We start from the raw sequence: 21,338 nt of genomic DNA, 5'->3' as shown, positions 1-21,338 counted from the left end.
TATAAGGTATCACCAGGTCTTCTCAGACCACTTAAGGATGTGAAGTAAGTCTATAACGTCCTAGAATGAACGATTACGTTCCCCTCCCACTTCCCAGCAACGCCTTACATTAGACTCATCGGTAAAAGCGACTCCTTGAGCAGAAGGTGCAAATACTACATATTCATCAAGTTCATTTGAAATCAGGTATTTAGAATACATAGCTATACCACACTTGGTATTCCACGGAGTCACAAGCCCGATCTTCGAGCAGGATAAGTCTTTACCCTCCTGTACGCCTGACTCAACAAATAAATCTCCAATAACTACAGATAGAGCAGCGATATCCTCAGATGTTGCTTCCTGAGCGCTGGGTAAGTTACTTATTTCATTCATAAGGTCATTGCAGGTGATTTTTGCTAGACGCTTTTGCTCCCCAAGGCTAGCAAACAAGCGTTCACAGGCTGCAAGCGCAACCTTTGCAGAAAGGTCCCATGAGAATTTTTTTGCCTGTATTAGCCCAGCCTCAACCAGTTCAGCTCTAAGACTAGCATTCGTCAACACCTCTAACATCTTGGAACTTATACTATCTACACTGTACGGATCAAATAACGCCTTCTCGTTCCCAATAACCTCTGGAATACTTGTCGCGTTTGAACCTATGACTGGCACGCCACATGACATAGCCTCCAAAACGGGAAGGCCAAAACCTTCACGGAGAGAAGGAAACACAAATAAAAAGCAAAGATTATAGAGCATCAATAACTCTTCATCTTCTACCTTCCCTACAAAAATCAAGTCGCCCTCTGACAACCCGGCACTCAAGCCAACAGACTTAAGGCGATCATAAACTCCATCCCAGCCATTTCCTACGATTACAAGCTGATATTTATCACACACCTCATTAGGGAGCTTTGAATAGGCTTTAATTAAATACTCATGGTTTTTCCTTTGGTCAAAGCTCCCTGTATACAGAATAAAATCTTTACTAAAACCATACTTATCTTGAAGCTTTTTATTGGCAGCTTCACTTACATCTATTTTTCTGAATTTTGCATCAATTGCAGACGAAATATTTTCTACTTTATCCGGATGCAATCCAAGCTCTTGCAAAGCCTCAAACCTTGAATACTCAGATATGGAAAGAAGAATGTCAGCACGACTCAAATCATCAAGCTTGCGATAATAATGTGTCTTGGCTCTAGCATCCGATAAATACGTTTCACTCTCAACCAAAGGAATTAAATCGTAGAGTATTACTACAGTTGGTATGCCGCTCAGCAATCTCGACACTGATACTACTGCGTTATCACCCAAGCCCTCAAACAAACTGGTTACAAAAACAATATCTGGGCTCAATTTTGAAATGAAATACTCCCTGAGAAGCTCTGACGATCTAGCCCTGAAAGTATTATTTGGATCCAACTCAAATACGGGACCCACCACATCACAAATATGTATGTTATCCTTGCTAATCAATCCATCCAGCGAATCGTATATTTCAGCGTCACCACTCCTCATCAAAGAGCTAAGCACTATATGAATATCGTGACCGTTGGAATTTCGAAGCATCCCTTGCACTAAATTCATCGAGTATCGACCAATCCCGCCGTGACGACTCCCGGACTGACATGACTGCAGATCAATTACAATACGCATCAGCGTTCCCTACCACTGTTATGCTGAATCAACGTGTTCAGCTTGAAGTAAACACTCCGCGCATTTTTTGAAAGATGGGATATATCCAATTCTTGGTCTTTTATAGTCGCTGAGGTTAATTCCAGGTATTCATTTTGCATAACAGCGTTTCCCACCGAGTCTACATTTGCCATAACGCCAGCCCTATGGGCAAGGGTCATCAAGTACCCACGAAAAGCAGGGAAATGGCGCAACCAAGTACTAAGCTGCTGTGCCAGCTGAGGTCGATGCAGCACAGCACGCATCGCCATCAATAGAATGGGGTTTATGAACTTACGCACCAATCTCAGAGGAAGAGACACACCTATTTGACGTGCAAAAAGGCCGAGCTCGCGCAGTGGTCGGGTGATGCGCCAGGAACGACTGGCATATAAAGTTTCACGAGCCCTATTGGCCTCATCAGCTAGAGTCCACCAGTGATGGGATAGGTGGTTCAACTCGTCAATTTTGGCTTTAGCTAGAGTCAACTCACTCTGCAAGCACGTTGCATGAGCCTCGGCTGCTTGAGCCCTGGCCTCAGCTTGCGTTGCTCTTTGCACCGCCGTTTCCGCCAGCGCTTCTGCGGTCACTATTTTTTCATTTTGAATTACACAAAAACTGTTAGTTGCCAAACCAGAAAAAGAAAAACCATCGAATACATTAGGTGGGCACCTAAAATACTCCTTTAATTCTTCATGCTCGTCTGATAAATAGAACCTGTTCAGTCCATCGAAGTAAACAAACGCATAGCCCGCCGCTAAAATAATACTTTCCCACTCCGCAAAACTTTCTTTCTGAGTGAAGGGTAACGTCGATTCGATAACAATAATCCAAGGTTTGACTAATGACAGATCCAACCCCAACAAGACACTTTTCTCAGCTCCCTCAACATCTATCTTCAAAAAATGAACTGGCGCACTATGTAACTCAGCACAAATATCCGTTAGCCGTCTAACAGCAACCTTGCGTTCCACCCCAGCATAACCATGGTTTGTCTCATGGTCTAAGGCAATATCTCTCACAGCTGTAGAAAGCCCGGTATCAGGGATTTCATAAAATGAAATTTCACCCTCTTCCGCACCAGCCGCAATACCCAAATTAATATCACGAGGCCTTTCCTGCTTTAGCTTCTCATACCATTGACCCACTGGTTCAATATTTATGCCACGCCAGCCGTGATCGTAAAACAGCTTGGTTACAGAGTCGATTTCTGGATCGTTAGCACCCACATCGATATAAAAGCCCACTTCAACATGCTGTAGCGCACGCCATAACATAACGTCTTCAAAGTTCTGTGCATATGTAGTTATTGACACAGTCTTCTCCACATCTCTTGGGCCTCAGCCGCACTCAAATCTTCATCTAGTTCGCATGTGTAGCCTGTTGTTTCAAAAATACCCAACTGGCTTTCTACAATCTGCTGAACACACGGCGCCGGAATTAGTTTTCGCCACAGACCAGGCTGTCCTTGCCAAAAATGGTTGTTAGTCGAAGTTGAACGTAAAGCCTCAAGGCTATTATTCTGAATAACCTCAGACAACTCCACTTCCGTAGGACCAATAAATGCAATGATATGAGCTAATGCTTGCGCTGTATTGGCAACCATATCTTCATAGCGCACGACAACGCTCTCTACATGCTCACTCCATGCGGCAGACACATTGAGCAATGCATGGGCACGCTTACTTTTGGTATAATCAAGGAATTCCTGACTTGTCGGCGAGCTCCCTTGGATGGAAGCTTCGCTGCCATGTTTCCCCAACAACCATTGCGCAGTCTGCGGCTCATACAGAGAAAACTGCAGGATGGATAGAAGCACATCCAAGGGATGCCGCTGAAGAACCACCACTTTAAATCCATGCTGCTGCAGCCTACCAATAAAATCAGGCGTTTTCTCCCAATGAACCTGCAGAACAAAATTACCCTTTGGCAAGGCATCCCACTTGATCTCTTCAGGTGAGTGCACAGCAACATGCTCTGCATGATAAAGGCCCGCTAACATTAATCGCAGCCAGGTATTTCCGGAGCGAGGTGTGCTAATCACTGCAATTCTTATCGGGCTAGAGATCGGAGGGTGAACAGCTATTTCAAATTTAGCATTCAGGCTGGAGGAACCTATAAAAACTGGCCTAGCTAAATTAACCACATCGAACACCAGTGGGTTTTCGGATTTGTGAAAACAGTTTTCAAGCTTGTTACTCGAACTGACAAGCCCAAAGCATACGGCGTAAGAACCAGGGCCTAAGGTGCATGTGAAAGCAAGACGAAAAGTAACGTATGAGCCCGCTTCGACATTTTCGACTACTTGATGGGTATGCCAAGTATTGCTTCCCCAAACGATATGCCCCGTACGATCCGTGATGCGGTTACCGAGAATCAGTCGTGGTAATTGTTTAGACGCATAGGCTTTTATCTCAACAACTAAATCCTGCCCGACACGAGCAATAGCGACATCCTCACCACTGACCGCATCCAGCAGACGAAGGCTATCCACTCTCGCCTCCCGCGTACCGTATTCAGTTCGCAGCCACCCCCCTTCATCGCGCCGCTGCTCTATCGTGAGCCTCAAACTTTCCTTCTCGGCAATGATTGCGCTGTAATAATCCAACACTTCATCTGGCACCCCGTCTCTAATGACTCGCCCCTTATCCAGAAGAATAACGCGATTACAGAGCACTCGGATATCCCCAGCACTGTGAGTCACTAATAAAATCGTTGTGCCTTGCTCTTTAAACTGCCGGATTCTATCGAAACTCTTATGCTGGAAGTAACTATCTCCAACCGATAACGCCTCATCGACTATGAGGACCTCCGGCCGAAAAGCCGTAGCTACGGAAAACGCCACACGGGCTTGCATACCACTTGAGTAAGTACGCACGGGCTCATCGAAATACTCGCCAATTTCGGCGAATGCTTCAATCTCGGGCATGACTTGCTGGATCTGCTCAAAACTAAACCCCATCAGCCCGGCAGCATGGAAAGCGTTTTGCCGCCCGGTCAGTTCACCATTAAACCCCATACCCAGCTCAAGAATAGCGGCGATACGACCGTTCATTTGTACGCTACCTTCTGTTGGATGCAAGGTGCCTGTAATCATCTTCAAGAGCGTGCTTTTGCCCGCACCATTTTGTCCCACTATCCCGATAGACTCCCCCGGCTGGATATCAAAACTGACATTGCGCAGCACCCAATTTTCTTCACGCGGTTTAACCGACAGGCCAAACCAACCGGCGATCCGCAGCCATTCCGAGGGGTAAACACGATAGGCCTTGCCTAAGTTATTAACGGTAAGCAGGCTCATAAGGCATCTGCCATTTCAGGCGCCGCACGGCGAAACATAAACAACCCCAAAAGCATCAGCACGGTGGCAATAGCGGCTATAACTAAGACTTGTCCAAGTTGAGGCACGGCATCGTAAACCAAAATATCGTGATAAGCGGTAACAACGGGATACATAGGATTCAGCGCGATGAAGCCTTTAAGATCATCAGGGATGATATCCAGGGGATAAACGATGGGGGTAAACCAGAATAAAATCTGCAACACGATAGGTACAACCTGGCCTACGTCCCGAACAAACACATTGAGTACGCCGAGAATCAAACCCACGCCAATAGCCAGCGCCACCACGGCCAGTGTCAGGGGCAACAGCCAAAGCATTGTCAGGGTCGGGGCATGACCGAGAACACCAAATACACCAAGCATGGCCAGAAACAGCAACAGATTGTTCAATGTACAAGAGCCAGCCACGATGCAGGGTAAAGTAATACGCGGAAACATCATTTTCTTTATCAAATTGCCTTGCTCGATAAAGAGCGTGAGGCAGCGACTAATAACTTCCGAAAACAAGCTCCAGGCGAGTATGCCAGACATTAGATAGATAGCGTACGCATATTTGTTATCAATACCTGGCAGTCTAGCCGCCAGAACATTTGAGAGAATCAGCGCATAAATAGCTACTTGCGCCAGCGGGTTAATAATCATCCACAGCCCGCCCAAACGGCTACGAGCAAAACGAGTAGTAAATTCGTTGCGAATGGACGAGATCACAAAGCCCCGGTAACGCCAGAGGCTAGCTAATAAACCAAACATAATAACTCCTGGATAATTTCGTTAAGCTTCAGCAAGGCGCTGTTCTATAGCACTCGAACGCTACCACGTTCTGTAAAATATCCAGATTATAGGAAGTGGGACACAATCTCAGTTACTTCGCCGGTCACTATACCCGCACTATGGCGGGTATAGTAGCCAGCTATAAAGCAGTTAAAGGACTCGACGAGTTCGTCATGGTTGATATCATCTAGGGGGGTATACAGGCCAACGCCATTGATTACAGTATTCAAACAGGGTGCTCCAGTCTGGCTTGATCACAAGGACTCATCCCAACTGTTATTATCAGATCAGGACGCGCAGGCATTGTCCTGCATGATAGAGACTAAATCCAGTCTCGTAAGCCAAGGATCTAAGTCCACGCTGCTTAATAGGTTGCGGCCGACTCAATGGCAGGGGTAGCCAGGCATCATTGCCTTCGGCCAGCCAGTGCGCGAAGCCTTTCCCCATCAGGGTGCCGGTGGTGTTGCCACGGCCATTGTAGCCACTGGCGGCAATCAGTCCGGGAGCCGGTTCATAGATGCGCATCACATGATCCGGGGTAAAGCCCATGCGTCCAGTCCAGTGCATTTGCCAATCCACTGTACCTAATTGAGGAAAATAGTGCTTCTGAATCCGGTCAGCCCAGCAGCGCAACAGCGCCTCAGGCTTCCGTTCACCGCTTCCCAAGCTACCGAGTATCAGCCGACCCGCCTCATCTCGGCGAATACTGCTGAGCACCGTACGCGTATCCCAGGCGCCTTGCCCACCAGGTAAAATGCTTGCAGCGGCGTCACCTTCCAAGGGCGTCGATGCTACCTGATAGTAGTAACCGCTAAAGAAATGTTGGGACAGATCCGACCAGTCACCCTGAGTGTAAGCGTTACTGGCCAGTACTACCTGACCGGCTTTAACCTGACCGGTTGGGGTAGACACTAACCAGCCATCCCCATCACGGGTTAAAGCCGTCACCGGACTGTGACAAAACAGCTGTGCTCCCAGGGATACCGCCGCCCGTGCTAAACCTCGGGTATAGGCACAGGGGTTAATTGTGCCTGCACGTCGATCCAGTAACGCGGCAGGTATTTGGCTACTGCCGGTCAAGGCGTCAACCTCGACCCCTTTAAACAGTTCAACCGGTGCGCCCTGACGGCTGAACTGTTCAAAGCGCTGCTGCAGGGCTTTAACACCCCGCTGGTTATGCGCCAGATGCAAGGTACCCTCGCGTCTCGCTTCACAGGCTATGGCGTAGCGTTCGATTAACTCAAACACCAATGCAGGCGCGTTACCCAACAAACGGTTGGCACGCTCCCCCCGCTCAGCACCGAGGCGTGTACAGATGTCTTCAGGGGGTAACCACATGCCGGCATTCACCAGCCCTACATTGCGGCCCGATCCACCGGTAGCCACTTCATCTGCTTCCAGGATACAGCTGGCAATGCCCATCTCCTGCAGATGTACAGCGGTGGATAACCCGGTAATGCCGCCACCGATAATGCACACCTGGGTCTGCACACGGCTATTCAAGCGCTGACTTTCAGGCGGCGTTTCAGCCGATGTCAGTTGCCAAAGACACTGTTCCAGCATAGCCACCTCGTTACTGGCTCACGACCAGACTCAATCGAACTTAATGCCCTGTGCCAGCGGAAGTTCACGTGAATAATTGACCGTATTAGTCTGACGACGCATATAGCTTTTCCAGACATCCGATCCGGATTCACGACCACCGCCGGTTTCTTTTTCACCACCGAAAGCACCGCCAATTTCAGCACCACTCGGACCGATGTTAATGTTAGCAATACCACAGTCACTGCCTACATCAGACACAAAGTTTTCCGCTTCACGCACATCCGTGGTGAAAATGCAGGACGACAGTCCCTGCGGTACATCGTTGTTCAGGGCAATCGCTTCATCCAGTGTGGAGTAGCTGATCACATAGAGAATCGGGGCAAAGGTTTCCTGACGCACCAGATCCGTCTGGGCATCCATCTCCACAATAGCCGGTGATACATAATAGGCATTCGGGTAGTGGTCTTCCAACTGCCGCTCACCGCCATAAACTTTAGCCCCGGCATCGCGGGCTTTTTTCAGTGCTGTCTGCATATTCTGATAGGCATCGGCATCGATCAACGGACCGACTAACGCGCCTTCCAGAGGATGACCTACAACGATGCCACTGTAGGATTTTTTCAGCCGCGTCAGCAGCTCTTCGCGCAGTGAAGTATGCACAATCAGACGACGCAAAGTCGTACAGCGCTGTCCAGCGGTTCCCACTGCCGAAAACAGTATTGCTCTGACGGCCATATCCAGATCGGCACTAGGTGCCACGATCATGGCGTTGTTGCCGCCCAGTTCCAGAATACAACGACCGAAACGCGCCGCTACCAACGGAGCCACTTCACGGCCCATACGCGTGCTGCCGGTCGCACTGATCAGCGCTACACGTGAGTCTTTAACCATTACCTCGCCGGCTTCACGCTCACCGATCACTACCTGACTCAGGCCGGCAGGAACATCATCACCGAACTCCTGCATCGCCTGTTCCAGCAATGCCTGACACGCCAGCGCGGTCAGTGGGGTTTTTTCTGAAGGTTTCCACACCAGACTGTTACCACATACCAGCGCCAGCGCCGCATTCCAGGCCCAGGGAGCCACCGGAAAGTTAAACGCCGTAATCAGACCAATAGTACCCAGTGGATGCCAGGTTTCACGCATATGATGACCGGGACGCTCAGACGCAATGGTCAAACCGAATAACTGGCGTGACTGGCCTACCGCCAGATCACAAATATCGATCATTTCCTGAACTTCGCCCAGGCCTTCTTGCAGAATTTTGCCGCACTCCCAGGAAACCAGTGCGCCGAGATCATCTTTGTGACGACGCAAGGCATCACCAAACAGGCGAACCAGTTCACCACGGCGAGGAGCCGGAACACAGCGCCACTGTTCAAAGGCGGCCTGTGCCGCTGTGATTTTCGCGTCTACCTCAGCCGATGTGTCGACTTTCACCTGACCGATGACACTGCCATCTACCGGTGTCATCACACTCAGACATCCACCCTGCCAGCTATCGTCGCTGACACCCAAACGTTGCATAATGGCCTTAATCATTGTCACTCCTGTTAGCTCTCGGAATTGATTTAACCAGAGTATGCTTAGTAGCCAAGGCTTTACACAAGCGACGATTTTGACCAATATCATTCTTTTTTTTCATGAAAAGTAGCCGAGACAATGAACAAACGCCACCTTCCATCGCTAAGTGCCATGCAATGTTTCGAAGCCGCCGCACGGCATATGAGCTTCACCCGTGCGGCGGATGAGCTCAGCCTGACGCAGAGTGCTGTAAGCAAACAGGTGTCGCAACTGGAAACGCTGCTGGCCCACCATCTGTTCCGGCGCGTGCGCAAACGCCTGCAGCTCACCCCCGAAGGTTCGGTGTATCTGACCGAGGTGAGAAAAATTCTGTCACAAGTGGAAATGTCGACACGCTATATGCGCTCTTATGGAGCAGACAGTGAAGTATTGAATGTTGCCACCCTGCCCACCTTCGGGTCGCGCTGGTTGATCCCGCGTCTGAAGGGTTTTCGTTTCAGTCATCCGGATATTTCCCTGAATATCACCAACCGGGCTGATCCCTTTGATCTGGAAAAGGAACGCATCGATATTGCGTTTTTCTTTGGCCACGGAGCCTGGCCAGGTGCCGAATGCGTGCATTTGCTCAACGAAGAGATAGTGCCTGTCTGCGCCCCGGATCTACTCAGCACGGAAGGCCTGCAAAACCCCATGCAACTCACCCGTCTGGTGCTGATGCAGAATGCGCAGCGCCCGGAAGCCTGGCATGACTGGTTTGAAGCTCAGGGGTTCTATACCGAACAAAGCTATCACGGTCCTCGCTTTGACAGCTTTTACATGTCCATCCGCGCCGCGCAAGCGGGTTGCGGCGTGGCACTGGTACCACGTTTTCTGGCCGCCGAAGAACTGCAGGAAGGCAAGCTGGTGATTCCCTGGCAGTATGCACTGAAAAGTCGTGATGCCTACTATATGGCTTTTCCAGAACACAAGGCGGAGCTGAGTAAAATCAGCCGCTTCACTGACTGGATTTCAACACGACTGGATAATGACCTGGATTCAGAGTCGCCGTGTATTAACGAAAATTTGGAATGATCTCAGAGAAAAGTTTCACTTGTCGCCCGCCGTGCTTATCTGGTTTGATATGAGAAAATGACGCAATCAGGAATTTTCCAGTGGATACGAGCTACCTGACACCAGACCAATTACGCACGCTGTTTTCATCCGCCATGTCAGACATGTACCGCAGTGAAGTGCCTCAGTATCAGACCCTGCTGGATCTGGTAGATGAGGTGAATCAGCGCGTACTGGCTGATAACCCGACTCTGAAACAGACGCTGGAACAGCGTGGTGAACTGGAACGCCTGAGTCTGGAGCGTCATGGCGCCATCCGCGTCGGTCGGGCCGACGAGCTCGCCATGCTACGCCGTCTTTTTGCCGTGATGGGCATGTTCCCGGTCGGCTATTATGATCTTTCCAGCGCAGGCGTACCGGTGCATTCCACCGCCTTCCGCCCGGTCGATGAGGACGCCCTACAGAAAAATCCGTTCCGCATTTTTACCTCCTTGCTGCGCCTGGAATTGATCCAGGATCAAGCCTTGCGTGAACAGGCCAGCCACATACTGCAACAACGTGATATTTTCACCCCTGCGCTAAAACAACTGATTGAACTGGCCGAGCAACAGGGTGGACTCAACGCCGCTCAGGGTCAGGCCTTGGTGACTGAAGCATTAGAAACTTTCCGCTGGCATGATACAGCTACTGTTGATGCTGCCACCTATCAGGCGCTGCTAGAGCAGCATCGTCTGATTGCTGATGTGGTGTGTTTTCGTGGGCCGCACATCAATCACCTCACCCCGCGTACTCTGGATATCGATGCTGTACAGCAGCGTATGCCCGAGTACGGCATCACTCCCAAGGCGGTAATCGAAGGACCACCGCGTCAGCAATGCCCAGTGTTATTGCGCCAGACCAGTTTTAAAGCCCTGCAGGAAGCGGTTCGCTTCACTGATGGCAGTCATGGGCAGCACACCGCACGCTTTGGCGAGATAGAACAACGTGGTATGGCACTGACCCTCAAGGGCCGTGACCTCTACGACCAGCTATTGCATAGTTCGCTCAATCAGACAGCAGGAGTCGACCTGGATAATGCCAGCCACCAGCAGCAACTGAGTCAGATATTTAAAGCCTTTCCTGACCAGGAAGACGCCCTGCGTGAGCAGCAACTGGCATACTTCCGCTACCGTCTAACTGATAAAGGTCGTGCAGCCATACCCTTGAGCAACATACCCACTCTGCAGCAGCTGATTGATGATGGACTGGTTTTAGCTGAACCGATCATTTATGAAGATTTTTTACCTGTCAGTGCCGCCGGGATCTTCCAATCCAATCTGGGTGACGATGACAAAGCATTGCAGGCTGGCCAGGCCAATCAGCAGGCCTTTGAAGCAGCACTGGGAACCGCCGTGCTGGACCCGTTTCAGCGTTATGCCGATCTGGAACAGGAATCACTACAGCGTACAGTAGAACAACTCGCGCCCTAGCGCTTCGCCTAATCCGTGCAAGTATTGTAGACTGAAGGTCTCCTTGGCCTTCAGTGGATGGTACAGATGTCAGTGTTCAAACCCGATCAGATTCAAATAGGTATCAGTGCCTGCCTGCTGGGCGAACAAGTACGTTTTGATGGTGGACATAAACAATCACGTTACTGCATGGATGAACTGTCACGGGTATTTCACTATGTACCCGTTTGTCCGGAGATGGCGATTGGCATGGGTACGCCACGTAAAACGATTCGTCTGGTGAATTACAGCGGTGAAGTGCGTGTTCAAGCCAGCGATGACAGCTTTGATGTCACTGAACAACTGATCGACTATGCAACTGAAAAGTCGGCTGAGCTGAATTTCCTCAGCGGTTACATTGTCTGTGCCAAATCTCCGACCTGTGGCATGGAACGGGTCAGACTCTATGACGGCAAAACCGGCTACAGCGAAAAAGCCGGTGTCGGTGTCTTCGCCCGCAGGCTGATGGAAACCTATCCGTTATTGCCGATAGAGGAAGATGGTCGCCTGTACGACTTAGTATTGCGCGAGAATTTTATCACCCGGGTATTTGCCTATCATGATTGGCACAAGCTATTGGCCGAAGGGCTCAGCCGTAAAGCCATTGTCGCCTTTCATACCCGTTACAAGTATCTGCTGATGGCACACCATCAGGAACAGTATCGTCAGTTAGGCCGTCTGGTTGCCAACTTTACCGATGACCTGGACAAGGATGCACAGAACTATTTCACCCTGTTCATGCAAACGCTGATGCACCATGCCAATCGCCGCAGCCATACCAATGTACTGCAGCATATTCAGGGATTTTTCTCCGACCGACTGACCGCCAGGCAGAAGCAGGAACTAAAAGGCAGCATCGACAAGTACCGTGAAGGCCTGTTGCCCTTGCTGGTACCTGTGACGCTGATTCGACACTATCTGAATGAGTTTGAAGAGCCCTTCGTCGATCAGCAGGTTTACCTTAACCCGCATCCCGAAGAGCTCAAACTGCGTTACGGTTATTGAACCAGTTCAGCCGGGCAAACACGCACATTGTTGAACCCGGCATCACGCAGGTTCTGAGCCTGCAACTGACTCATTACCCCTTTGTCGCAATAGAGCCAGTACTCGCGGCTCTGATCCAGTGCAGCAAAGCCACTGTGCAATCGGTAAAAAGGCATGGGCACCACATCCACCTGTGACAGGCGCAACGGCGCATTATCCACCTCGTCAGGGGCGCGCACATCCAGCACCACCACCTGCTCATTGAACGACGCCGAGGCTGGCAACAGATCCGGAGCGATCGCTCTGGCGGCCAGATCAGCCGGTATTTCAGTAATTGGCTGGTAGCTGGCCGTCGCCAGCGCATCCGCCATCACCGCCTGGCTTAACCTGGCTTCAGCCGCTTCAACCTCATGCAGCTTGGCTCGCGTCGTCGGACGATTGCTGATCACTGCACAGTATTCAGGAATCGCCTCGGCATACACCGCCGCACCGATCATTTTCGCCTGATCAACTATCGCCTGTTTATTGGTGGTAATCAGCGGCCGTAGAATCAGTCGATCCGTTGCCCGGTCGATTACTTGCAGATTAGTCAGTGTCTGGCTGGATACCTGGGAGATGGCTTCACCCGTGATCAGCGCCGTGGTTTTCAACCGCGAGGCGACCCGGTCAGCACAACGAATCATGCAGCGTTTTAGCACCACCCCCATCAGCGGGTTATCCACCTGGGTCAGAATATCCTCAACCACCGCTTCAAAGGGCACAGTAACAAATTTGACCCGATGCGAACGTCCGTAACGCTGCCAGAGATAGTAAGCTACCTGCTTAACTCCCTCTTCATGCGCCGGACCGCCAAGACGGAAAAAGATAAAGTGAGTGTATATCCCACGCTGCAGCATCTGCCAGGTAGCCACACAGGAGTCGTAACCACCGGAAATCAGCGTGGCGACATTTTCCTGTGTACCCAGCGGGTAGCCACCCATGCCTTCACGGCGGCGGTTAATAATAAACAAGCGCTGATGATGTACTTGTAACACCACCTGCTGATCCGGATTTTTCAAGCGCACACCAGCGTTATCGGTATGCTGAAAGAGGTAACTACCGACATAGCGTTCCAGATCGATAGAACGGAAATCATGCACGCCCGCACGCTGCACCCGCACAACAAAAGTCTTACCACGCAGTGAATCACCGACAGACTCAAGGGTCAGTTCACAGATACGATCAAAATCCGGCAGCTCGTATTCCTGTGCTTCCATAAAATGATGTATGCCGGGAATGCAGGTCAGCGCATCGCTGATTTGTGTGGTAATCAACTCAGGTGCGTCTTCACCAACTTCGACTTCCAGCAGATCCCAACAGCCGCCGACCCGCGCAGGCTCCCAAATTTCTTTGACAATCTGGCGAATATTCTTCTTCAGCTGCTTGATCTGCTGCTGACGCACGGCACGGCTTTTAACCGTAATTTCCGGGAAAAAACGAATAATATATTTCATGGCAATCTGGGGAATCAGAGCTCCGATCAGGCTTTCTTAACGAATTCAGACTTGAGTTTCATCGGTCCAATACCATCGATTTTGCAATCGATATCATGATCACCACCGACTAAACGAATATTCTTCACGCGTGTGCCTACCTTCACTACCAGTGAAGAACCCTTGACCTTAAGATCCTTGATCACAGTGACGGTATCGCCATCCTGCAACGGATTGCCATTGGCATCGCGGATAGATAAACCTTCATCGCCAGCATCAGCCGCCGCATCTTTAGGCCACTCATGCGCACATTCAGGACAGACATACATCAGTCCATCTTCATAGGTATAAGTTGACTCGCAGGCTGGGCAGTTAGGCATATCACTCATGGCAGTACCTTGTCTTTAGCAGGAAAAAATTAACCTTGCTTAGCGACAAGGCCTTGAAGGCTGCGCATCATGCCAGAAAATGCACAATTTTTCTATGGCTGAGATGCTGGACATGCCTTCAATGCAGATTAATTTCTTTGGCTATTACCACCAGATAGAGTCACATAGCCCTAGCGCATCTGGAACAACTCCTGGTGAAATTGACCAGCAGGATAGCCCTCATCGACCAGATCCTGACGCAACTGTTTTCCAAAAGCGACCGGTCCACAGAACCAGAAACTGGCCTGCTGCCATTGCGGTACACTTGAACGGATTTTGTCTGCATCCAGCCGACCATCTCTTGGGCTGATCAACAGATGCAGTCGTATACCGGCGGCGGCCACATCGGAGGTCAGCTTGTCCAGGGCGGCCTGATCCATATCGGCGGTGGTATGGAACAGGTCGATAGGTTTTTCACCCGGCTCGGCCGACAGCTGTTTCATTCGTGCAACAAATGGGGTGATGCCTATACCGGCACTAACCCACACCTGCCGTGGCCGATTATCGCGGAAATCAAAACATCCATAGGGACCTTCTACTTCTATGGTTTTACCCTCTTGCAACTCATCCGGTAAGCGGCTGGTGTAGTCACCGAGCGCCTTGGTGATAAAGACAAGACGCCGATCATTCGGGTTCCAGGAGGATGCGATGGTGAACGGATGAGCACCTTCCTTAGGGTCAGAAGTAACGAAGGCAAACTGACCGGCCGTGTGCCCTGGCCAGAGGTTATCCATAACCAGGGTAGTTTCCAGAACCTGCAGGCTGGGATAGCGGGTCAGCGACTGAATCCGGCCTGTCGCTCGGCGCACCGAACCTATGCGACCCGCGATAGAATAGCAGGCAGAGATACATCCTCCGACCAGCAACAGCCCCATCAACCACCCCACGGGTTGTGTCCAGTAGTCGAATTTCATCAGAACCACTGCGTGGAAAACCATCAGCAAGTACAGCGGCGCAATAAGCCTGTGGGTTTTGGCAAACAATCGGTATGGAAAGCGTTTGACCAGAGCCAAAACGATCAACACCACTATGGCATAGAAAGCCCATTCACCCACACTTTCTGCCAGCCCTCGCTGGCTTCGCAGACCGGCTTCCACGGCACCCAGAGTCTCCTGCATACCTGCAGATCCTCGCGCCGGTCTATCCAACCAACCCCAACCAACCATCCATTTGGTGCCCTTGGCCCACCACCAGTGCAGAGCCGCCATCACCAAAGCCGTTATACCCAGCCACTTGTGCAGACGGTACATTTTATCCAGTCCTCGCAAGTGGGGCTCCAGCCATTTAGGACGCAGAGCCAGGATCATGGCAAGGCTCATCACCGCCATGGCAATGACACCACTATACTGGACAAACCCAGCGCGGAAAGAGAAATAGGACAGTGGTTCAGGCCACAGAGTATCAGCCATCAGCCAGGCCAGAGTAAGAACCGCCAGAAAGGCGACGAACAAGGTTTTAATGTGTTTCATCAGAGATTCCATCCAGAAACAGGTATAGTGAAAATCAACACCTGGCGGTGTTTAGACGCTTTCAGATGGCTTAAGTATGCACCCGGCAACTGCAAAGCGGGGTTGCGCAAAGGTAAAGTTGCGTAAAGGCACATGATAATAGTGGTTTATGAAAATGGTGTTTAAAAATCAAATTCAGGGCATTACTACCCAGCTTTTTCTATTCAACCCGAGCTGAAGCATGGTAGGATTTATGCAAGGATTTTGAACAAGGATGCAACATGAGCCTGTCTATTTACCAACTGAAAACTCGCTTTCAAGCCCTGCTCAGACCCAGTGTTATGTTACTGTATAAATGGGGCATCACCGCGAATCAAATCACCCTGTTTGCTGCACTCGGTTCTATCGGCTTAGGGGCCTTGCTCTTCTTTAACGCCCATCATCCCTTGATGTTCCTGCTGCTGCCTATTTGGATGGTATTACGGATGGGATTGAATGCGGTTGATGGCATGTTAGCCCGCGAATTTGGACAGGCGAGTTATCTTGGCGCTTACTTGAACGAATTGGCCGATGTAGTTTCTGATGCCGCCCTTTATCTTCCCTTTGCGATGCTACCAGGTGTTCACTTTGAGCTACTGCTTGCTATTATATTTATGTCAGTGCTTAGCGAATATGCAGGCGTGCTCGGCCCAATGATCGGCGCTACACGTCGCTATGATGGCCCCATGGGCAAAAGTGATCGTGCCTTTGTGTTTGGCTGTTTAGGTTTGGCTTATGCCTTGGGTCTCCTATCAGCCAACATACTTAACCTGGTCCTGCTGATCACCCTGTGTCTGTTATTCGTCACACTCATCAACCGCATCCGCAAAGGTATTCAAGACGCGAACACATCACTCTAAAAGGATATTTCACGTATGTTTGCTCATCTGCTGCGCTTTATTTTAATCGGCTTAGCAAAATTCATCACCGGAGCCCGAGCCGTTGGTAACCTTGAATTTGAACAGGACGCTTCACCAGCCCTCTATTTTGCTAATCACACCAGCCATGGTGATTTTGTTTTACTTTGGGCCAGTCTACCTGCTGATGTTCGTCAAAAAACACGCCCGGTAGCGGGTGCAGATTATTGGGATAAAACCCCTCTTAGACGCTTTATAATTCACCAGGTTTTTAATGGTGTATTAGTCAGTCGAGAAGGTTGCCAACCAACCGACAACCCGCTTGAGCCTTTGCTTAAGGCATTGGATCAAGGTGACTCACTCATTTTTTTCCCAGAAGGAACGCGTAACCTGAGTGACGAGCCGTTATTGCCATTTAAATCCGGCTTATACCATTTAACTAAACATCACCCCGCTCTTAAACTACAACCTGTCTGGATCAGCAATTTAAACCGCGCCATGCCCAAGGGTTACCCTCTGCCCTTACCCTTGCTTTGCACCCTAAACTTCGGCCCCCAGTATTGCGCATCGAGCCAGGTCAGCAAAGACGATACGTTACATTTAGCGTCTAGCGAACTGCTCTCTCTGAAACAGGACACCCCCGTATGAATACAACCACGCTGTTTCTGTTTTTAGGGTTAGGTGCTTTTTTATTACTCGCATCGCTCATCGGGCAACTGCTGGCATGGAAACAAGGCAAGACTGCGGTTGTTGATAACCTCAATCAGAGGATTAATGCCTGGTGGGTGATGGTACTTGTCCTGGGGGCTACTTTTGCTGCAGGTAAATATGCAGTTATTTTGCTCTTTTTAGGCATTTCCTTTTATGCACTGCGTGAGTTTTTAACCCTATTGCCAACACGACGAGGGGACTACTGGGCTCTACTCGTGGCTTTTTATGTTGCATTGCCGATGCAATACCTGCTTATTGCTATCGATTGGTATGGACTGTTTTCAATTTTCATCCCCGTGTATGTGTTCTTACTGCTGCCCATCCTGGCTTCAATCAGTGGCGACACACAGCACTTTTTGGAAAGAACCGCCAAAGTGCAATGGGGATTGATGGTTGCCGTCTATTGTATTTCTGCAGTACCGGCGTTGCTAACGCTAGAGATCATTGGCTACGAAGGGCGTAACCTGCTTCTAATTGCGTGGTTAATCCTAGTAGTTCAACTTTCTGATGTATTGCAATACGTGTGTGGAAAACTGATGGGCAAACGCAAAGTTGCCCCCACCTTGTCACCCTCTAAAACACTCGAAGGCTTAATCGGTGGTGTCTTCTTAGCCACACTAGTCGGCGGTGCCTTGCATTGGATAACACCTTTCAGCTTTGGCGAAGCCGTTGTGATAGCCTTTATCGTCAATGCGCTTGGCTTTGCTGGCGGCTTAGTGATGTCGGCCATTAAGCGTGATCGCGGCATTAAAGACTGGGGAGCCATGATCCAAGGACACGGTGGCATGCTCGATCGCATCGACTCAGTATGCTTTGCAGCGCCCGTGTATTTTCATATTGTGCGTTATTTTTGGACCTGATGATCACCCGCACGCCACTCGATAGACATATTCTTTAAGGAAGGCATAACGGATGTCATTCCCTCTTACCCTATCAACTCCAACCGCCGAGTGGGCCAGTGCAGTGTGGCTGTGCGAATCAGCATTTTCTCAGCCAGTGCCGGTTGTGCTTCACGGATCACGTTTGCAGCGAACTCAGCCATGAAGCGCGCCTTCAGTTCGGCGCGCGCCTGATCTGGACCGACTTCGTCGTAAGGTGCCGAAGACAGCAGCAGGAAACCATCATCAGGTATTCGGCCTTGCGCCATATTCGCGCGGATAATGCCCGCGGCTTTAATGATGGGATCGGATAGATCTGGACTGTAGGGACCGATGATCAGCGCCACATTGGGTACATGCAGAAAATCAAAGCCACGCCCGACGCAGATCATCCATTCACGGTGCTCAATATCCAGATCACGCTGTAACTGACGCATTTCATCAATATGGCGCAGGTTACCCTCGACCAGCGGCAACAAGTCATGACGCACTTGGGCAGGCATATCGGTGAAAAAACCTTCCAGCTTCACTGGCAGGCAATCCAGCTCATCCGGTTTCAGGGTGGAGAGATCAAGCGACTCCCCTTCGCTGCTGTGCAGAATCAAGGCATCTTCATCAGTTTCAAAACCGCACACCAAGGGATACACCGTTTTGTGCCCATGGCCAAAAATCGCCTCTACCTGCTCACGAATTTCATTTGCATGCGCCATGGCGGCATCTTTATCACAGTTGAAACCGGCACAACCACGCGCCCTATCACCTTTGGAAAAATGGTAGGTGATGATAATTAACACCCGTCGACCCTGGTGGATCGCTTCCATCACCTGACTTTCCAACAAGTCGCCCATATAGGGCCAGCCCAGATCAAAAATACCACCGAGATTACGAAATGGACGCACTATGCCAAGCGGTGTTTTGGTGGCATAAGGCAAGTGAATACGCCCATCCATACATTTAAGGGCAATAATAGCTGTCGGGTGTTCGGCAAGATAACGCTGGCGTGCGAGTGAATTTTCAGGATCGCAATAAAGCGCTGAGTGGGTACGGCTAAGTTCCATCAGCCACTCGATACGTTCATCGATGGGTGCAGAATGAATCGCAGTCGGCATAGTTATTATTCTCCGTTGCTGTGAGCCATCAGGCGTGAATGCCTGGCTTTATGCTAACCCAACGCAGGATTTTTCGATATATAACAGAGCAATTGAAATAGCTTTCACCATTGATGACACGTGCCAAATCAACTTTACGCTAGCACCCAAGTTGAAAAGGGCTGATGGGATCGGATCTGACTGACCCTGTGCGCCATGGATGGCGCGCCGGAGCCCCCATGGACGGGTTCACGGCGTGTCAGACAGATACGGCCCATTAGCCCTAAATCATCAAGTCGGTATGGGTGAATAGATATAGAGTTTATTATGACATCAATGACGCCTGGGCTGTTGCTCCTGCAGCAGTATCTGCTCAGCATCGAGTGACCCAATTGGGATATCTGTGTTGACGGGAATTTCACCTTGAAGCTGCAAGGCCAGATAACGCAACACACAGACGCGCAAAAACGAGGTGAAATTACCCAGGTCATGCCCGGCATCAATCGATTCATGATAGAGCCGGGTAATCAGTTGAGGGGTTTGCATACCATCACGCTGAGCGATCTCTTCCAGCAGCTTCCAGAAATAGTTTTCCATCCGCACACTGGTGACCATGCCATCAATACGCAATGAATGCGTGCAGCTTTTCCATAAGTCAGGATCGCCCTTGATGAATAGTCGGCACATACCCCTCTCCTCTGAACAGTGTTATTGCAACAATTTCTGGAACTGCGCCAGCCAGTCCGGATGCGCAGGCCAGGCCGGTGCTGTTACCAACTTGCCATCGGTTACGGCTGAATCAACCGGAATATCGGCATATTCACCGCCGCTGGCTTCCACTTCTGGGCTACAGGCCGGATAAGCTGAACAGCGTCTGCCCTTTAACACTTTAGCAGCTGCCAGCAATTGTGCACCATGGCAGATAGCCGCGACCGGCTTGTCCGCTTCAAAAAAGTGCTGAACCATACTGATCACCTCAGGGTTCAGGCGCAGATATTCGGGTGCCCGACCACCAGGAATGACCAGAGCATCATAATCACTAACCTGAATCTCGCTGAAGCTGGCATTCAGAGTAAAGCGATGGCCTGGTTTTTCGCTATAGGTCTGATCGCCTTCAAAATCGTGAATCGCTGTAGCGATACTGTCACCAGCTTTTTTGTCAGGGCAGACCGCATCAACCTGATGGCCGAACGCCTGTAGCGTCTGGAAAGGCACCATGGTTTCATAATCTTCGGTGAAATCGCCGGTAATCATCAATATTTTCTTGCTCATCTGGGGTCTCCTTTAGTTGTTATAACCCAGTATCAAATGTCTCACAGACAGATGCTTTCAGGGTATTACTTGAATACTACCTGCATATTTTTTAACCACCCATTGGGTTGAACCTTGACAGGTTTTTCGGTAATCTTTTGTTAATTGAACGTTCAATCAAGGAAAAATATGCCCATCGTCGGCGTCAAAGACACCCGTAAGCAGCAACTGATTCAGGCCACATTGGAGTCGATTGCCGAGCTGGGTTTACAGAACACCACTATTGTCACCATCAGCCGTCGGGCTGGTATGTCATCCGGTATTATCAGCCACTATTTTGGTGGCAAGCAGGGGTTGATTGAAGCGGCGTTGCGCTACCTGCTGGAACAGCTGGGACAGGATTTTCGTGCACGCATCCAGCGTTCAGACGGCTCACCAGAGCAGCGTCTGACAAGTATTATTGAAGCCAATTTCACCGACTTTCAGCGCTCAGACCTGGCGGCAAGAACCTGGTTAAGCTTTTGGGCGCGCTCTATGCATGAGCCAGGGCTCAAGCGTTTGCAGCAGATCAACAACGCTCGCCTCTACAGCAATCTGCGCTACGCCTTTGCGCTGCGCCTGCCCAAACAAACGGCTACGGAAGCCGCTCGGCAGACGGCGGCAATGATCGATGGTTTCTGGTTGCGCAGTGCGTTAAGCCTGGACCCTCAGGAAAGCTTTGCTGCGGGTGAGCGGTTATGTAAACAATTTGCGCTAAGCTGCCTGCAGCCAAGTACGTCATCCTCTTTAAACGCTACAGATTAAGGT

Annotated in this window: 20 protein-coding genes; 7 read left to right on the top strand and 13 right to left on the bottom strand. The window is 50.2% G+C overall.

Features of this window, described 5'->3' with window-relative positions:
• Nucleotides 1-60: 60 nt before the first annotated feature.
• The 7 genes from ACN0R1_RS16350 to ACN0R1_RS16320 all read right to left on the bottom strand — a co-directional run bounded on the left by ACN0R1_RS16350 (nt 61) and on the right by ACN0R1_RS16320 (nt 8,856).
• Nucleotides 61-1,638: a glycosyltransferase gene (locus ACN0R1_RS16350; protein WP_417584782.1), complete on the bottom strand. Its 1,578-nt coding sequence runs from the start codon at nt 1,636-1,638 to the stop codon at nt 61-63.
• Nucleotides 1,638-2,972 (bottom strand): FkbM family methyltransferase, encoded by a 1,335-nt coding sequence (locus tag ACN0R1_RS16345; RefSeq protein ID WP_417584780.1) that lies wholly within the window; start codon nt 2,970-2,972, stop codon nt 1,638-1,640. Before ACN0R1_RS16345 ends, ACN0R1_RS16350 begins: the two co-directional genes overlap by 1 nt.
• A complete protein-coding gene (locus ACN0R1_RS16340) occupies nt 2,963-4,957 on the bottom strand; it encodes an ATP-binding cassette domain-containing protein (protein WP_417584778.1) in 1,995 nt (664 codons plus the stop codon). Before ACN0R1_RS16340 ends, ACN0R1_RS16345 begins: the two co-directional genes overlap by 10 nt.
• Nucleotides 4,954-5,748 carry an ABC transporter permease gene (locus ACN0R1_RS16335; protein WP_417584776.1) on the bottom strand — a complete coding sequence of 265 codons (795 nt, stop codon included), beginning with the start codon at nt 5,746-5,748 and terminating at the stop codon, nt 4,954-4,956. Before ACN0R1_RS16335 ends, ACN0R1_RS16340 begins: the two co-directional genes overlap by 4 nt.
• An 86-nt stretch (nt 5,749-5,834) precedes the next feature.
• Entirely contained in the window at nt 5,835-5,999 is a 165-nt protein-coding gene (locus ACN0R1_RS16330; protein ID WP_417584774.1) for a hypothetical protein, read from the bottom strand.
• Between the two features lie 52 nt (nt 6,000-6,051).
• Nucleotides 6,052-7,332: an NAD(P)/FAD-dependent oxidoreductase gene (locus tag ACN0R1_RS16325; protein ID WP_417584772.1), complete on the bottom strand. Its 1,281-nt coding sequence runs from the start codon at nt 7,330-7,332 to the stop codon at nt 6,052-6,054.
• A gap of 30 nt (nt 7,333-7,362) precedes the next feature.
• On the bottom strand, nt 7,363-8,856 hold the full coding sequence (locus tag ACN0R1_RS16320) for an aldehyde dehydrogenase family protein (RefSeq protein ID WP_417584770.1): 1,494 nt from the start codon (nt 8,854-8,856) through the stop codon (nt 7,363-7,365).
• 120 nt (nt 8,857-8,976) lie between these two features.
• Between ACN0R1_RS16320 and ACN0R1_RS16315 the strand changes: the two genes are divergently transcribed.
• From ACN0R1_RS16315 to ACN0R1_RS16305, 3 genes are all read left to right on the top strand, one after another.
• Nucleotides 8,977-9,909, top strand: a complete 933-nt coding sequence (locus tag ACN0R1_RS16315) for a LysR family transcriptional regulator (RefSeq protein ID WP_417584768.1) — start codon at nt 8,977-8,979, stop codon at nt 9,907-9,909.
• Between the two features lie 80 nt (nt 9,910-9,989).
• Complete coding sequence (locus tag ACN0R1_RS16310; RefSeq protein ID WP_417584766.1) at nt 9,990-11,357, top strand: VOC family protein; 1,368 nt, start codon at nt 9,990-9,992, stop codon at nt 11,355-11,357.
• A gap of 66 nt (nt 11,358-11,423) precedes the next feature.
• Complete coding sequence (locus ACN0R1_RS16305; RefSeq protein WP_417584764.1) at nt 11,424-12,380, top strand: YbgA family protein; 957 nt, start codon at nt 11,424-11,426, stop codon at nt 12,378-12,380.
• Here the strand turns inward: ACN0R1_RS16305 and thiI are convergent.
• The 3 genes from thiI to ACN0R1_RS16290 all read right to left on the bottom strand — a co-directional run bounded on the left by thiI (nt 12,374) and on the right by ACN0R1_RS16290 (nt 15,728).
• The gene (gene thiI / locus ACN0R1_RS16300) at nt 12,374-13,852 is read right to left on the bottom strand and encodes a tRNA uracil 4-sulfurtransferase ThiI (RefSeq protein ID WP_417584762.1); all 1,479 of its coding nucleotides are present in this window, start codon (nt 13,850-13,852) and stop codon (nt 12,374-12,376) included. The genes ACN0R1_RS16305 and thiI overlap by 7 nt on opposite strands.
• Before the next feature lie 26 nt (nt 13,853-13,878).
• Entirely contained in the window at nt 13,879-14,220 is a 342-nt protein-coding gene (locus ACN0R1_RS16295; RefSeq protein ID WP_417584760.1) for a zinc ribbon domain-containing protein YjdM, read from the bottom strand.
• Between the two features lie 170 nt (nt 14,221-14,390).
• Complete coding sequence (locus ACN0R1_RS16290; protein ID WP_417584758.1) at nt 14,391-15,728, bottom strand: ferric reductase-like transmembrane domain-containing protein; 1,338 nt, start codon at nt 15,726-15,728, stop codon at nt 14,391-14,393.
• A 260-nt stretch (nt 15,729-15,988) separates the two neighbouring features.
• Here ACN0R1_RS16290 and ACN0R1_RS16285 point away from each other — a divergent pair, with 260 nt between their 5' ends.
• The 3 genes from ACN0R1_RS16285 to ACN0R1_RS16275 are packed head-to-tail and all read left to right on the top strand — an operon-like array spanning nt 15,989 to nt 18,174.
• The gene (locus tag ACN0R1_RS16285) at nt 15,989-16,606 is read left to right on the top strand and encodes a CDP-alcohol phosphatidyltransferase family protein (RefSeq protein WP_417584756.1); all 618 of its coding nucleotides are present in this window, start codon (nt 15,989-15,991) and stop codon (nt 16,604-16,606) included.
• Nucleotides 16,607-16,621: 15 nt separating this feature from the next.
• Entirely contained in the window at nt 16,622-17,251 is a 630-nt protein-coding gene (locus ACN0R1_RS16280) for a lysophospholipid acyltransferase family protein (protein WP_417584754.1), read from the top strand.
• Entirely contained in the window at nt 17,248-18,174 is a 927-nt protein-coding gene (locus tag ACN0R1_RS16275; protein WP_417584752.1) for a phosphatidate cytidylyltransferase, read from the top strand. The genes ACN0R1_RS16280 and ACN0R1_RS16275 overlap by 4 nt, the downstream gene beginning before the upstream one ends.
• 65 nt (nt 18,175-18,239) lie before the next feature.
• Here the strand turns inward: ACN0R1_RS16275 and ACN0R1_RS16270 are convergent, their stop codons facing one another.
• The 3 genes from ACN0R1_RS16270 to ACN0R1_RS16260 form a co-directional block, all read right to left on the bottom strand.
• Nucleotides 18,240-19,301: a hypothetical protein gene (locus ACN0R1_RS16270; protein ID WP_417584750.1), complete on the bottom strand. Its 1,062-nt coding sequence runs from the start codon at nt 19,299-19,301 to the stop codon at nt 18,240-18,242.
• Between the two features lie 312 nt (nt 19,302-19,613).
• Nucleotides 19,614-19,967 (bottom strand): ribbon-helix-helix domain-containing protein, encoded by a 354-nt coding sequence (locus ACN0R1_RS16265; protein ID WP_417584748.1) that lies wholly within the window; start codon nt 19,965-19,967, stop codon nt 19,614-19,616.
• Nucleotides 19,968-19,988: 21 nt separating this feature from the next.
• A complete protein-coding gene (locus ACN0R1_RS16260) occupies nt 19,989-20,552 on the bottom strand; it encodes a DJ-1/PfpI family protein (RefSeq protein WP_417584746.1) in 564 nt (187 codons plus the stop codon).
• Between the two features lie 168 nt (nt 20,553-20,720).
• On the opposite strand from ACN0R1_RS16260, the gene betI reads away from it, so the two are divergent.
• The gene (gene betI / locus ACN0R1_RS16255; RefSeq protein WP_417584744.1) at nt 20,721-21,335 is read left to right on the top strand and encodes a transcriptional regulator BetI; all 615 of its coding nucleotides are present in this window, start codon (nt 20,721-20,723) and stop codon (nt 21,333-21,335) included.
• Nucleotides 21,336-21,338: the final 3 nt, after the last annotated feature.

Source organism: Nitrincola sp. (assembly GCF_048264025.1).
GTDB lineage: Bacteria > Pseudomonadota > Gammaproteobacteria > Pseudomonadales > Balneatricaceae > Nitrincola.
This window is presented reverse-complemented; position numbering and strand designations above follow the sequence as displayed.

Bases quoted from the DNA above. Each gene is read 5' to 3' on its own strand.
- ACN0R1_RS16350 (WP_417584782.1), bottom strand. From the start codon at position 1,638: ATGCGTATTGTAATTGATCTGCAGTCATGTCAGTCCGGGAGTCGTCAC.
- ACN0R1_RS16340 (WP_417584778.1), bottom strand. From the start codon at position 4,957: ATGAGCCTGCTTACCGTTAATAACTTAGGCAAGGCCTATCGTGTTTAC.
- ACN0R1_RS16335 (WP_417584776.1), bottom strand. From the start codon at position 5,748: ATGTTTGGTTTATTAGCTAGCCTCTGGCGTTACCGGGGCTTTGTGATC.
- ACN0R1_RS16325 (WP_417584772.1), bottom strand. From the start codon at position 7,332: ATGCTGGAACAGTGTCTTTGGCAACTGACATCGGCTGAAACGCCGCCT.
- ACN0R1_RS16320 (WP_417584770.1), bottom strand. From the start codon at position 8,856: ATGATTAAGGCCATTATGCAACGTTTGGGTGTCAGCGACGATAGCTGG.
- ACN0R1_RS16315 (WP_417584768.1), top strand. From the start codon at position 8,977: ATGAACAAACGCCACCTTCCATCGCTAAGTGCCATGCAATGTTTCGAA.
- ACN0R1_RS16305 (WP_417584764.1), top strand. From the start codon at position 11,424: ATGTCAGTGTTCAAACCCGATCAGATTCAAATAGGTATCAGTGCCTGC.
- thiI (WP_417584762.1), bottom strand. From the start codon at position 13,852: ATGAAATATATTATTCGTTTTTTCCCGGAAATTACGGTTAAAAGCCGT.
- ACN0R1_RS16295 (WP_417584760.1), bottom strand. From the start codon at position 14,220: ATGAGTGATATGCCTAACTGCCCAGCCTGCGAGTCAACTTATACCTAT.
- ACN0R1_RS16290 (WP_417584758.1), bottom strand. From the start codon at position 15,728: ATGAAACACATTAAAACCTTGTTCGTCGCCTTTCTGGCGGTTCTTACT.
- ACN0R1_RS16285 (WP_417584756.1), top strand. From the start codon at position 15,989: ATGAGCCTGTCTATTTACCAACTGAAAACTCGCTTTCAAGCCCTGCTC.
- ACN0R1_RS16280 (WP_417584754.1), top strand. From the start codon at position 16,622: ATGTTTGCTCATCTGCTGCGCTTTATTTTAATCGGCTTAGCAAAATTC.
- ACN0R1_RS16275 (WP_417584752.1), top strand. From the start codon at position 17,248: ATGAATACAACCACGCTGTTTCTGTTTTTAGGGTTAGGTGCTTTTTTA.
- ACN0R1_RS16270 (WP_417584750.1), bottom strand. From the start codon at position 19,301: ATGCCGACTGCGATTCATTCTGCACCCATCGATGAACGTATCGAGTGG.
- ACN0R1_RS16265 (WP_417584748.1), bottom strand. From the start codon at position 19,967: ATGTGCCGACTATTCATCAAGGGCGATCCTGACTTATGGAAAAGCTGC.
- ACN0R1_RS16260 (WP_417584746.1), bottom strand. From the start codon at position 20,552: ATGAGCAAGAAAATATTGATGATTACCGGCGATTTCACCGAAGATTAT.
- betI (WP_417584744.1), top strand. From the start codon at position 20,721: ATGCCCATCGTCGGCGTCAAAGACACCCGTAAGCAGCAACTGATTCAG.